This is a genomic window from Sphingobacteriales bacterium (assembly GCA_016699615.1).
Taxonomy (GTDB): domain Bacteria; phylum Bacteroidota; class Bacteroidia; order Chitinophagales; family JADIYW01; genus JADJSS01.
On the sequence record CP064984.1, the window covers coordinates 900,553 to 913,086 of the forward strand.

The 12,534-nt window shown below is 30.0% G+C and carries 13 protein-coding genes, 2 tRNA genes and 2 pseudogenes; 8 read left to right on the top strand and 9 right to left on the bottom strand.

Annotation, left to right across the window (positions count from 1 at the left end; translation table 11 throughout):
• Positions 1-104 precede the first annotated feature (104 nt).
• Entirely contained in the window at positions 105-701 is a 597-nt protein-coding gene (locus IPK18_04330; protein ID QQR98757.1) for a hypothetical protein, read from the bottom strand.
• Positions 702-1,040: 339 nt separating this feature from the next.
• Positions 1,041-1,361 carry a hypothetical protein gene (locus tag IPK18_04335; GenBank protein QQR98758.1) on the bottom strand — a complete coding sequence of 107 codons (321 nt, stop codon included), beginning with the start codon at positions 1,359-1,361 and terminating at the stop codon, positions 1,041-1,043.
• 160 nt (positions 1,362-1,521) lie between these two features.
• Between IPK18_04335 and IPK18_04340 the strand changes: the two genes are divergently transcribed.
• On the top strand, positions 1,522-2,274 hold the full coding sequence (locus IPK18_04340) for a response regulator transcription factor (GenBank protein QQR98759.1): 753 nt from the start codon (positions 1,522-1,524) through the stop codon (positions 2,272-2,274).
• A gap of 14 nt (positions 2,275-2,288) precedes the next feature.
• On the opposite strand, the gene IPK18_04345 is transcribed toward IPK18_04340, so the two are convergent.
• From IPK18_04345 to IPK18_04370, 6 genes and pseudogenes are all read right to left on the bottom strand, one after another.
• Positions 2,289-2,376 (bottom strand) — tRNA-Ser (locus IPK18_04345).
• 28 nt (positions 2,377-2,404) lie between these two features.
• Entirely contained in the window at positions 2,405-3,550 is a 1,146-nt protein-coding gene (locus IPK18_04350) for an acyl-CoA dehydrogenase family protein (GenBank protein ID QQR98760.1), read from the bottom strand.
• A 33-nt stretch (positions 3,551-3,583) separates the two neighbouring features.
• A pseudogene (locus IPK18_04355) lies at positions 3,584-4,058 on the bottom strand (adenylyltransferase/cytidyltransferase family protein).
• A complete protein-coding gene (locus IPK18_04360; GenBank protein QQR98761.1) occupies positions 4,051-5,070 on the bottom strand; it encodes a flippase-like domain-containing protein in 1,020 nt (339 codons plus the stop codon). The pseudogene IPK18_04355 and the gene IPK18_04360 overlap by 8 nt, the downstream one beginning before the upstream one ends.
• A gap of 7 nt (positions 5,071-5,077) precedes the next feature.
• Positions 5,078-5,428: an aspartate 1-decarboxylase gene (locus IPK18_04365; protein QQR98762.1), complete on the bottom strand. Its 351-nt coding sequence runs from the start codon at positions 5,426-5,428 to the stop codon at positions 5,078-5,080.
• Between the two features lie 66 nt (positions 5,429-5,494).
• Positions 5,495-6,739, bottom strand: a complete 1,245-nt coding sequence (locus IPK18_04370) for a metallophosphoesterase (GenBank protein QQR98763.1) — start codon at positions 6,737-6,739, stop codon at positions 5,495-5,497.
• A gap of 126 nt (positions 6,740-6,865) precedes the next feature.
• Here IPK18_04370 and IPK18_04375 point away from each other — a divergent pair, with 126 nt between their 5' ends.
• On the top strand, positions 6,866-8,659 hold the full coding sequence (locus tag IPK18_04375) for a c-type cytochrome (protein QQR98764.1): 1,794 nt from the start codon (positions 6,866-6,868) through the stop codon (positions 8,657-8,659).
• A 3-nt stretch (positions 8,660-8,662) separates the two neighbouring features.
• On the opposite strand, the gene mqnB is transcribed toward IPK18_04375, so the two are convergent.
• Positions 8,663-9,337, bottom strand: a complete 675-nt coding sequence (gene mqnB / locus IPK18_04380; GenBank protein ID QQR98765.1) for a futalosine hydrolase — start codon at positions 9,335-9,337, stop codon at positions 8,663-8,665.
• A gap of 86 nt (positions 9,338-9,423) precedes the next feature.
• Between mqnB and IPK18_04385 the strand changes: the two genes are divergently transcribed.
• The 6 genes and pseudogenes from IPK18_04385 to IPK18_04410 all read left to right on the top strand — a co-directional run bounded on the left by IPK18_04385 (position 9,424) and on the right by IPK18_04410 (position 12,437).
• Positions 9,424-9,843, top strand: a complete 420-nt coding sequence (locus IPK18_04385; protein ID QQR98766.1) for a 6-carboxytetrahydropterin synthase — start codon at positions 9,424-9,426, stop codon at positions 9,841-9,843.
• Positions 9,844-9,851: 8 nt separating this feature from the next.
• Entirely contained in the window at positions 9,852-10,307 is a 456-nt protein-coding gene (locus IPK18_04390; protein QQR98767.1) for a GNAT family N-acetyltransferase, read from the top strand.
• Between the two features lie 40 nt (positions 10,308-10,347).
• A tRNA-Ser gene (locus tag IPK18_04395) sits at positions 10,348-10,432 on the top strand.
• A gap of 170 nt (positions 10,433-10,602) precedes the next feature.
• Positions 10,603-11,034 carry a VOC family protein gene (locus IPK18_04400; GenBank protein QQR98768.1) on the top strand — a complete coding sequence of 144 codons (432 nt, stop codon included), beginning with the start codon at positions 10,603-10,605 and terminating at the stop codon, positions 11,032-11,034.
• 51 nt (positions 11,035-11,085) lie between these two features.
• Entirely contained in the window at positions 11,086-11,646 is a 561-nt protein-coding gene (locus IPK18_04405; GenBank protein ID QQR98769.1) for a helix-turn-helix transcriptional regulator, read from the top strand.
• A 79-nt stretch (positions 11,647-11,725) separates the two neighbouring features.
• Positions 11,726-12,437 (top strand): annotated as a pseudogene (locus tag IPK18_04410) (heavy metal translocating P-type ATPase).
• Positions 12,438-12,534 lie beyond the last annotated feature (97 nt).

Below are 12,534 nucleotides of genomic sequence, written 5' to 3' on the forward strand. Positions count from 1 at the left end.
GACACAATTCATAAATGGTAGATTTGAGTTCATAAACTGTAATGTTTATTTTGTAAAGTGAATAGAGAATTACTACTTATAAAGAATTATCAAATAATATTTTTTTAGTTTTCTACAAAAATAAAGCTTGGCACACCTGAAATTGAATTAGATTGTCTATATATGTCTTCGTTGAATATATTAGTTGCATCTGTTGTAAGAGGCAAGAATACTGGTTCTAAATATGTAAAATTGCCGTCTGTAATAGGAAATACTGGGGCACTTATTAATGCATATGTAAAGAATTTTTTATTCGCATTATTGCTTGTTGTTGCATTATTTATTGTAACATAATACACTTTATTCGCAACTATCGTAACATCATCAATATCAGTATAAGCAAAATTAGATGTATCAGAAACCGTAGCAGTTGCAGTTTTTAATACAGACTGCGAACTAGAATCTAGCAAAGCAACATTGTATGTCCCAGGTTCTAATTTCGCTCCTAAATGTGTTATTTTACCAGCTATGGAAGATTTAAAAACAATTGCCATTGTTCTATTAACATCATCAATGCCATAAGAGGAAAATTCCATTTTTGTATTGATAAGAGTTTCTATTGGTTTTACTCCAGATTTTAAGTTTTCTTCTTTTTTGCATGAAGTAAATAATGTAGCTGTAAATAATGCTACCATTGCGAAAATTTTGATTGATTTTTTCATACTGTTTTTTTTAATTGTTTAAATAATTTATTTTGATAATGCAAAGTTGCAGCAATATGAAAACTATTTTTTTTTACAATTCATAAATGGTAGATTTGAGTTCATGAATGGCATTTCTTATACTCTTGTTTCTTATTTGAGTATATCTTTTTATTCAAAAGTTTAGTTGATTGAGTAATGATATGATTTTATAAATTAAATATATTATAATAAAAAGCGATGCATTAATGCATCGCCACAAAAAACAATTGTTCTGAAAAAAAACAAATCACTTGTAATAGTTTTATAATTTTTTCTTGTATTACAGCAATTAATTATAATTGTTTTATTTTTTTGGTATTAAAGCTTACTTAGCAATTGTACTTTCCCATCCATCTCTGGTGATGCTTCTAATAGTAGTGCGCCTTTTTTACCTTTTTCGTACACAAATAATTTGTCGCCTTCTTCCATTTTTATAGTAACTACAGTATTTTTTGATAATTTATAAGTGCCACCACTTCCAGCATTTATTACAGTTATCTCGTTGTCACTATCATTTTTAATTTTAATGTTTATTTTGCTATCACTATAAATAATAGTTTTAGTAGTTGTGCTTGCAAGGCTTACATTGTTAGCCATTAACCCAAAGCAGCATAGTGCTATAAAGAATACTTTTTTCATGTGTTTTAATTTTTTTAAAGTGATTAATAATTTGATAGTATAAAGATATCTTGATGTACTTCACATATTATGACACAATTCATGAATGGTAGATTTGAGTTCATGAATGGTATTTATATTAAATAAAAACAATATATTAGTGCGAAAATTTGGGTATTAAATGTATAGTGCAATAATTATAGATGATGAAGAAAAAGCAAGAAGCTTACTAAAAAGATTGTTAGAGGAAAATTGTCCGCAAATAGAAATAGTAGCACAAGCAGAAGATGTGCCAAGTGCAGTAAAACTTATTAACCAACACCAACCACATATTGTTTTTTCAGATATTGATATGCCAAAATACAATGGGTTTCAGTTGTTGGAATTTGTAGATAAAACAAATTTTGAGTTAATATATTGCACAGGACATGATGAATATGCGCTAAAAGCATTTGAAGTATCTGCAATTGGATATTTATTAAAACCAATTCAAATTTCTAGTTTGATAGAAGTTGTAGATAAAGCAATAAGAATGATAGATTCAAACTCAATTCATTCGCAAGAAAGATTTGAATTACTAAAAGAAAATCTACACAAAAGTACATTTAGTAAAATTGCACTTCCAGTATTAGATGGTTTTACATTCATCAATGTTAATGATATTGTTGCTTTAGAAGCAGAAGGCTCGTATACTAATTTATATTTGAGTGATAAAAGTAAAATAGTAATCAGTAAAAAGATAAAATATTTTGAACAAATTTTAGAAAATCATAAAACATTTTTTAGAGTTCATCGTTCTCATATCATTAATACATCATACATTTTGCAATATATAAAAACCGATGGCGGCTCAATTGTACTTCAACACAACAGAACAGTACCTATTGCCAGAGAACGAAAAGATGAATTTCTGAATTTAATAAATAACTTATAAATATAAATTAGTTGCGGAGACGGCGAGATTCGAACTCGCGGTACCCTTTTGGAGTACACACACTTTCCAGGCGTGCTCCTTCAACCACTCGGACACGTCTCCTATTTATTTTATGTATTTCTAATTAAAATTATCTGCCTGATAATATTGCACGAGAAATAACAATTTTTTGTACTTCTGTGGTACCTTCATAGATCTGAGTAATCTTAGCATCACGCATTAATCTTTCAACATGGTATTCTTTTACATAGCCATAGCCACCATGTATTTGCACTGCTTCTACTGCTGTTTTCATTGCCACTTCAGATGCAAAATATTTTGCCATTGCAGATGCAGTTGCATAATCTTGTCCTGTATCTTTAAGCCATGCAGCTTTGTATACCAACAATCTTGCAGCCTCGATTTCTGTAGCCATATCTGCCAACTTAAAAGCTACTGCTTGATGGTTTATGATTTCTGTACCAAATGCTTTTCTTACCTTTGCATATTCTAATGCTAATTCGTAGGCACCTGCTGCAATACCTAATGCTTGTGCTGCAATACCAATTCTTCCGCCTTCTAATGTTTTCATGGCGAATTTGAATCCAAATCCATCTTCACCTATTCTATTTTCTTTTGGAACTTTTACATCATTAAACAATAATGTATGTGTATCTGATGCTCTAATGCCTAATTTATCTTCTTTTGCTCCAATTACAAATCCTGGCATTCCTTTTTCTACAATTAGAACGTTTATACCTTTATGTCCTTTGGCAACATCCGTTTGTGCTATTACTAAATAAGTAGATGCTTTTCCACCATTAGTTATCCAGTTTTTTGTACCATTTAGTAAATAATAGTCGCCTTTATCTTCAGCTATTGTTCTTTGTGATGTAGCATCACTTCCTGCTTCTGGCTCAGATAATGCAAATGCACCTAATACTTCTCCTTTTGCTAAAGGCACTAAGTATTTTTGTTTTTGTGCTTCTGTACCATATTTTTCTAATCCCCAACAAACTAATGAATTATTTACAGACATGGCTACTGATGCAGAAGCATCTAATTTAGAAATTTCTTCCATTGCCAATACATATGATATGGTATCCATTCCGCCGCCACCATATTGTTCGCTTACCATCATGCCTAAGAAGCCCATTTCGCCCATTTGCTTTAGTTCTTCTGTAGGATGTCTCATTTCTCTATCACGCTCAATTACTTCTTTTTTTAACACATCTTGTGTAAATTTTCTTGCTGCTTCTTTGATAGCTATTTGCTCTTCTGTTAATTGAAAATTCATTGAATTTGTTATTTATGCGAAAATAAGCTTTTTTTATGTATTTTTTAAATCCGATGAGGATAATTTTTCAATGATTTTAGTGGTTGAATAGTCATCTAAAAGTGGAATAATAACTACTTGTTCTGCAATATCTGCGCCCACCACATCTGATGCATTGTAGTCGCTACCTTTTACTATAATATTAGGCTTTATTTTTTGTATTAATTGTAATGGTGTGTCTTCATCAAAGGCAATGATGTAATCTACTACACTAAGTCGCTATTTTTTTTATTCTAGTGTCTAAGGTTTCGATTGGTCTACTTTCTCCTTTTAGTTTTTTTATAGATGCGTCTGTATTGATTGCAACAATTAGAATATCGCCTAAGTGTTTTGCTTGATTGAGCAAGTGTATATGACCTTGATGTAACAAATCGAAACAGCCATTTGCAAATACTATTTTATTTGATTTTGTATCTAATATCTTTAAGAAATCATCTAAATGATAGATATATTTTGGTAATTTATGCACCAATATCAACTTTTTTCTTTTTGTTTGCTAAGTTAATCAATGCTAATGATAACATGCCACCTACTAGTACGCCTAATGTTTGTACTGACCATGACAACATGCCTAATGCTAACGCAATACTTGGATTTACTTTGAATGTAACTAAAACTAATTGAATAACTATTGGGTATACGCCAATACCACCTGGTGTAAGTATAACTGCGAAAGAGCCAAATAACAAGCATACTAATGCTGAGAAAAATGGTAGACTTTTTGTTTCTGGCAATGCCATGTAATTGACATAAAACATTAACAAATAGGCTATCCACATAGCAACAGTAAGCAATACAAATTGTGGCTTTTCTTTTATATCTTTTATAGAAAAAACAGAACTTAATAGTGATTTTATTTTACTTCTGATGAGTATTTGTAGTTTATCCATTCCATTCTTTCTGATATAATACCATGAAAATAGAATCGCTGCTACGATCAATAAAATTGGTATTGCATATTTCACGATAGTGAAAATAATATTATCGCCGAAACCTGCTGTTGCCTCATTGAAACTTGCTCTTAGAATATCGTAATTTTCTTTACCCAAAAATAAGATAACTAATAAGAACACCACACCTAAACATAATACATCTACGATTCTTTCTGTTACCATTGTACCTAATGATTTTTCTACTGGCACATCTTCGTATTTTGCTAAGATGGTACATCGCATAATTTCACCTAATCTTGGTACAAATAGATTGAAGAAATACATTAACATGACTGAATAAAATGTATTAGCATATGATGGATTGTAATTTAATGGCCGCAGCAATAGTATCCAACGTTGTGTTCTAAGAAAATTTGCTAAGAAGCCAATAAATGGTGCTAATAATACCCAAAAATAGTTTGCTCTTTTGAATGCATCTATTGTTTGTGCTTTATCATTTTCTGACATTGAACTCCAAAACCAAATAATAATTCCTACACCTAATCCAAGTGATAGTAATACTTTTATAATAGATTTTAGGTTTTTCAATATTCTATTATTTTATAATCTGATTGTTTTCATTCACAAAAACGGCACTTGGTGTATGTGTTTTGGCTTCTTCTGGTGTCATCAATGCATATGCAATAATGATGAGTTTGTCGCCAACTTGTACTCTACGTGCTGCTGGACCATTTAAACAAACCACACCAGAACCTCTTTCGCCTTTTATAATAAAAGTTTCAAAACGCTCTCCATTGTCTACATTCACAATCTGTACGCGTTCGTTTTCTATCATACCTGATGCGTCTAGCAATGCTTCATCAATAGTGATACTACCTTTGTAGTTTAAGTCTGCTTGTGTAACGATAGCACGATGTATTTTGGCTCTAAAAATATTTAATAACATAGTGTAAAAATTAGTCTAAAGATATAAGTTTCTGTTTAGTATAAAGTTAAAAAATTATTAGCGTTATTATTCAAAAGAAAATACGCTAATTTCTGGTGGAATGCCTAAACGCCCAGGATAGCCAATATAACCCATTCCTCTATTAACATACAAATATTGGTTTTTGTTTTGATATAATCCGCCCCAATGTGGATACACATATTGTGATGGTGACCATTGGAAATTTAATTTAGGTATTTCTACACCAAATTGAAAGCCATGTGTATGTCCTGCAAATGTTGCATCTATATTTTTATATTTTTCATCTTTACTTACTTCATAGTCAAAATGAGATGGATCGTGGCTAAGTAGCAATTGTAAGTCTGCATGCTCTGCGCCTTGGTATGCTTTGTTTAAGTTGCCTATTTTTCCAAATCTTAACGAATGTCCCCAATATTGTATGCCTATGATTGCTAAATTGTGCGCACCATAATTTATAATTTCATGTTCATCCATTAAAATTTTCCAACCAAGCTGTTTTTGAAAATTAATGAGTGATACTAAATTTTCTCTTTCTTCTTGTTTAGAATTCCATTCATGATATGTTCCATAATCATGATTGCCAAGAATTGAATATACTTGTTTCTTTACTTTTATTTTTGATAATACTTCTAAATAAGGTTCTACTTCATCGGCTTTCATATTCACTAAATCACCTGTAAAGAAAACAAAGTCTGCTTCTTCTTGATTGATTTTATTCACCATATTTTCTAAATGCTTAGCATTGGGAAAACTGCCAACATGCAAATCTGATATTTGGACAATTTTTAGTTGTTTGAATATTTGAGGTAGGTTATTTTTTTTAATCTTAATGTAGTTTGTTTTTATATTGTACGCACCTTTGTACACTCCATACAAAAATCCTGCAAAGGTAGTACCGCCTACCAAAAGTGCTGCTTTATAGAAAAATGTAAGTCTGCTCATACCATTTTGGATAGATGGAGTTTCTGCATTATTTTTATATAATAGCCAGCTGAATAGATGTATAATATCTGCCAAGAAAAGGAATGGTACCATAAAAAGTTTGGCAATAAATATTGCTTGTGCTGTACCTAATAGTATATTTTTGCTCCAACCTATCCAGTTTTTATTTCCAAGAAAAAACATTGAAGCTATAGCTATGTATGTAATACTGCTTATTACTATATATCCAAAAATTACTTTCCTTTTATACTCAGATTGGTCTACAATATGTTGCTTAAGATGGTATAATATATATGCATCAACAAAAAATACAATGATGGTAATAATTAAAAATGGACTAAATCTCATAATGAATTTTTATAATAACGCACAAAAATAAATTAAGTTTATCGAAATGGTATTAAATTAGCAATATAATTAAATGCTATGCTAAGAAAAGGCGTATTTATAATATTGGTTTCGTTCATGTTTATTATGTCGTTTTCTTTTTTTGATAGCAAGGAGGAATTTCTACAAACAGAATCTAAACAATATATTATTCGTCAATCAAAAACATTGCAAAATGAATTAAATAATTTATTATTTATTATTAACAAACAAGATTCTATTATTGTAGAAAAACAGCAAATTGTAAATCAATTTAAGTTAACTCGTACACAGTATAAAAAGATTGAATTTATTGCTGATTATATTGCTGAAGAAGTTTTTAAAATTCCAATTATTTTAGATGAAAAACGACAATTTTCGATGGAAGAATTTTCAATTTCTACACTCATAGAAATCGAAGCGCTTTTAGCTGAAGATACAATCAATAAAGATGAATTGAAATTGTTAATTAAAAAATTTCAAAATCAGAACCTGCAATTCTATCAATACTTAATAGATGAGACAATAACAAACACTACTCTTTTTGAAGCCATAAAATATAATTTTATTAGAATTGAAACATTGAATATTACTGACTTTGATTGTGAAACGACTTTAAACTCAACACAAGATATTATTGCAAATCTTCAGTCTATTGATACAATATTTAGTTTAATAAAAGCAAAACAAGATATTGCTATACAACAAAAAATTACGACCATACAAACTAAGATAAATAATGCAATCGCTTATTTATCTATAGTAGATTTTAATACCATAAATAGATTACAATTTACTAAACAACACTTGCATACTATATACAAAGACATCACTAACCTATATAAAATTTTGGATGTAAAATATTTGGAAGACATCTATAAAATAAAAAGAGTAGTACAACTTAAAGCTGATAATATTTACCAGCAAGACTTTATTAATACTACATTCTATAGTGATGATAAGTATAGAAATATAACTACAACAGAGATAGAATTGGGTAAAAAACTATTCTTCGATAAGAATCTTTCCAACAATAGAGAAATGAGCTGTGCAAGCTGTCATCAACCTAATAAATTTTTTACTGATGGTTTAACAACAGCAATAACAAACCAAGCTGGTGATTTTCAAAAAAGAAATACACCAACATTACTTAACAGTGCGTTGCAAAATAATTTTTTCCATGATATGCGTGCCAAAAGTTTTGAGCAACAAGTGGCGCATGTTGTAAACAATGTAGAAGAATTCAACATTAGTTATGACACCATCATCTCAAGACTAAATAGCAATAAAAATTATGTGACTGATTTTAAATCTATTTATAACTATGAGCAAGCAATTAATGCAGCAACTATCAATGCAGCAATTGCAGCATTTCAACACAGCTTAATTTCTTTAAATTCTGAGTTTGACAAATTCATGCGTGGTGAAAAAAAGAAGCTACCAAAAAATATAGAAAATGGATATAACTTATTTATGGGAAAAGCAAAATGTGGTACATGTCATTTTGCACCTACTTTTTATGGTAATGTACCACCATTTTTTGGAGAAATGGAATCTGAAGTACTAAGCATTCCAATAGTTTGGGACACACTCAACTATATTGTAGATACAGATTTGGGTAGGTACAAATTTTTAAAATTTGATTTATTTAGAAACTCATTTAAAACACCAACACTTAGAAATATTGCACATACAGCACCTTATATGCATAATGGAAGTTTTTCTTCATTAGAAGATGTATTAGATTTTTATAATCGTGGTGGTGCTTCAGCATTTGGAAAAATGTTGCCTAACCAAACAATGGCAGATAAAAAATTAAACTTATCGAACAAAGAAATAAATGACATCATCTCGTTTATGCATACTTTAACAGATAGTACGCACATTCACATCAAACAATAGTAATTAATTGATACCATTTAAAATTTCTATCATTTCTGTATTTAAGTTTTCAATAGCATCTTTGAGTTTCCAATTTCCTTTATTTCTTTTCTCTACATAATTGGAAATAGACCTAATTTCTATGCTTGGTTTTTGCATTAAGTGCATTACATAATAGAAAGCCAAACCTTCCATATTTTCAATATCAGCATTATATTTTTGTACTATTTGTGTTATAGTTTTTTCGTTGCCATGTACCTTATTCACTGTTATAGAACTTGCATGTTTTAAATTAATATTCTTGCTAATGATATGCTCAATAGGTTTAACCAAACCATACTCAAATACAGAAGTAGATTTTTCTAAAAAACCCATTTCAAAAAAATCCTCAAACATATCATCATTTTCTACACCAAAATCGCCATAAGTTTCTGATGTTATTTTCAACACTTCACAAAGTTGTATTGTTCTATTAAATGCTCCAGCCACACCAATATCAAAATAAAAATCTCTTTCATATCGATTTGCATACCACATCAAATGTGCAGCAGTTTGCATCATACCCATTCCTGTAACCAAAAAATGAAGACTTTCATCATTATTTGTGTACAAACCAATAAAATTTGCTTCTTTTGCCTGATAAACATCCAAAAGTGGTTGAAGTTCCATTTTAGTAGCTGCTACAATTGTAATTTTCATGTTTTCATTCGTATTAAACAATAAATTTAATAAAAAAAATACAGTGAATTTGAGCTTTAGTATTATTGAATATGTAATTTTGCGCTGTGGTATACCTTACAAGAAGAGAAACGTTTAATGCTGCGCATAAATTATACAATCCAAATTGGAGTGAAGAGAAGAATATTGAAGTGTTTGGAAAATGTTCAAACAAAAATTGGCATGGTCATAATTATGAATTATTAGTTACTGTAAAAGGAACTCCAAATCCAGACACAGGCTTTATCATGAATGTAAAAGAACTCAGTCAGATTATCAGAGAACATGTTTGCGAAAGATTTGACCACAAAAACTTAAATTTAGATATTCAAGATATTATTCCACCACATCTAATGCCATCAACAGAAAATTTGGCAATCATCATATGGAATATTTTACAACCATTAATTAAAGACGCTACACTGCATTGCATTAAACTTACTGAAACAGAAAATATATTTGTAGAATACTACGGCGAACAAAACTAAAACCCATTATGCATTTTATCCTAAAATCTTTCAACGAACTCAATGTTCATCAATTATATGCCATTTTACAATTGCGTGAAGAAGTATTTAATATAGAACAAAATTGTATTTATAAAGACATAGACAACAAAGACAAAAAATCGTGGCATTTGATGGGCTTTGTAGACGAACAATTAATTGCATATGCAAGACTATTGCCAGAAGAAATTTCTTTCCCAAATTGTTGTTCAATAGGTAGAGTAGTTACCTCACCAGCTTATAGAAAAAGTAATTATGGATTTTTGTTGATGCAAGAAGCCATGCTCAAATTAGACATATTATTCCCAAAAACTGATGTAAAAATTAGTGCTCAAAGCTATTTAATTAATTTTTACCAAAAATTTGGCTTTGTTGTAAATAGCGAAGAATATATGGAAGACAATCTGCCACATACAGAGATGATAAAAATTGTGGCAAAACAATAATTTAATTTTCATTTTTAAACTTTTTACTATCTTTGCACTCGGAGAGATGGCAGAGCGGTCGAATGCGGCGGTCTTGAAAACCGTTGACTGTAACAGGTCCGGGGGTTCGAATCCCTCTCTCTCCGCTGCCAAAAAAAAGTCATGAACAGTTTCATGACTTTTTTATTTTATACTAATCTCACAAAAAATTGCAGTTAAGCTTTAAAAAATACATATCTTAGTTACGTATAAATGAAAGTATACGACATAAAATAGACGTTTGTACAACTATTAGCAATAATTTTAACTTTACTCTATGGCAGTCATCAATCCACATATCAACTTTAATGGTAATGCAGAAGAAGCATTTACATTTTATAAGTCAGCTTTTGGTGGTGAGTTTACAAAAATTATTCGCTTCAAAGATTTTGTAAACCCAGAATTTCCAATACCTGAATCAGAAGAAAATAAAATCATGCATATTGCTTTACCAATTGGAGAAAAAAATATGTTAATAGGAAATGATGTTCCAGATTTTCTTGGAAAAGTAAACGAACGTGAGCATAGAAGTAAAATTTCAGTTAGCGCAGAAAGTAAGGAAGAAGCAGATAATTTATTCAGTATGCTTTCGGCAGGTGGAGAAATAGAAGTACCTATGGCTGATAGTCTTGAGGATTCATATTTTGGTATGTTTAGAGACAAATATGGCATTGAATGGATAATAGACTATAATCCAAAAGAGTTGTAACCTAAAATCAAATTTAATCAACAACAAACAACAACTCATAACACAGCAACAATGAAACTCTATATCAAAAATATGGTTTGTAGCCGTTGCAAAATGGTCGTAAAATCTGAATTGGAAAAATTGGGACTTCATCCAATTTCTGTGGACTTGGGCGAAGTAGACATACAAGAAAATAATATTAACCATATCAAAGATGACTTATCGCATCAACTTCGAACTTTAGGTTTTAGCTTAATTGATGACAAAAAAAGCAAAACAATTGAAAAGATAAAGAATCTAATCATTGATTTGGTACAAAACAAAAACAATCAGATTAACATCAATTTGTCTGACTATTTAGCACAGCAATTAACTCAAGATTATAGTACATTAAGCAATTTGTTCTCTGAAGTAGAAGGCATTACCATAGAAAAATATTTCATCAACCAAAAAATCGAAAAAGTAAAAGAACTTTTAATGTATGATGAAATGACCTTAAACGAAATTGCCTTTTTGTTGAATTATAGTAGTGTAGCACATCTAAGTAATCAATTCAAAAAAGTTACAGGTTTTTCGCCAAGTTACTTTAAACAACTCAAAGACAAAAAACGAAAACAAATTGAGGATTTGTAAATTTTGCAACTCTTTCCCAAAACTGTGTAACAGCTGAACATACAACAATCTATAACTTTGTACTATAAAATTAAATAATATGGTACACAAATATCAAATAACAGGAATGACTTGTACAAGTTGCGAAGCAAAAGTAAAGACAGCTTTGCTAATGGTTAAAAACGTAACAGCAGTTGAGGTTTCAAAAGCAGATAATTCAGCAACCATCACAATGGATAAACATATTCACTTATCAGAATTACAAAATGCTTTAGATAGTAAATATCAAATTTCTGCCATTCACCACAATGAAACACTAGAACAAACTAGATCTTGGTTTGAGACCTACAAACCAGTTTTGCTAATTTTTCTATACATTAGTATAGTAACACTACTTATTCAAGCAAGCAATCATCATTTTGATGTTATGCAATGGATGAGACATTTTATGGCGACTTTCTTTTTTAGTGTTTTCATTTTTCAAGATGCTAAACTTAAAAGCATTCGCAGAAAGCTATGTAATGTATGATGTAGTTGCAAGAAAAATTCCAGTGTGGGCATATATTTATACTTTTGTAGAATTAGCATTAGGCATTGCATATCTAATAAACTTCAATCCATTCATTACAAATTTAATTACAGTAGTTGTAATGTCAGCAAGTATTGTAGGTGTATTGCAAACAGTACTAAACAAAAAACAAATTCAGTGTGCATGTTTAGGTGCAGTTTTCAATTTGCCCATGAGTACTGTAACCATTATAGAAGATGGTCTAATGATAGCAATGAGTATCACAATGCTTTTGTTGATGTAAGCTTAGCAACATATTCCTACAAATAATTAATATATTTGAAAAATATTCCTAAAAATAGTTATTAGATATACAGAAAAGGATATATCTTAGCTATATG

Excerpts from the sequence above, each read along its gene's own strand:
- IPK18_04375 (QQR98764.1), top strand. The coding sequence starts at position 6,866 with ATGTCGTTTTCTTTTTTTGATAGCAAGGAGGAATTTCTACAAACAGAA.
- IPK18_04365 (QQR98762.1), bottom strand. The coding sequence starts at position 5,428 with ATGTTATTAAATATTTTTAGAGCCAAAATACATCGTGCTATCGTTACA.
- IPK18_04370 (QQR98763.1), bottom strand. The coding sequence starts at position 6,739 with ATGAGATTTAGTCCATTTTTAATTATTACCATCATTGTATTTTTTGTT.
- mqnB (QQR98765.1), bottom strand. The coding sequence starts at position 9,337 with ATGAAAATTACAATTGTAGCAGCTACTAAAATGGAACTTCAACCACTT.
- IPK18_04330 (QQR98757.1), bottom strand. The coding sequence starts at position 701 with ATGAAAAAATCAATCAAAATTTTCGCAATGGTAGCATTATTTACAGCT.
- IPK18_04390 (QQR98767.1), top strand. The coding sequence starts at position 9,852 with ATGCATTTTATCCTAAAATCTTTCAACGAACTCAATGTTCATCAATTA.
- IPK18_04400 (QQR98768.1), top strand. The coding sequence starts at position 10,603 with ATGGCAGTCATCAATCCACATATCAACTTTAATGGTAATGCAGAAGAA.
- IPK18_04340 (QQR98759.1), top strand. The coding sequence starts at position 1,522 with ATGTATAGTGCAATAATTATAGATGATGAAGAAAAAGCAAGAAGCTTA.
- IPK18_04405 (QQR98769.1), top strand. The coding sequence starts at position 11,086 with ATGAAACTCTATATCAAAAATATGGTTTGTAGCCGTTGCAAAATGGTC.
- IPK18_04335 (QQR98758.1), bottom strand. The coding sequence starts at position 1,361 with ATGAAAAAAGTATTCTTTATAGCACTATGCTGCTTTGGGTTAATGGCT.
- IPK18_04350 (QQR98760.1), bottom strand. The coding sequence starts at position 3,550 with ATGAATTTTCAATTAACAGAAGAGCAAATAGCTATCAAAGAAGCAGCA.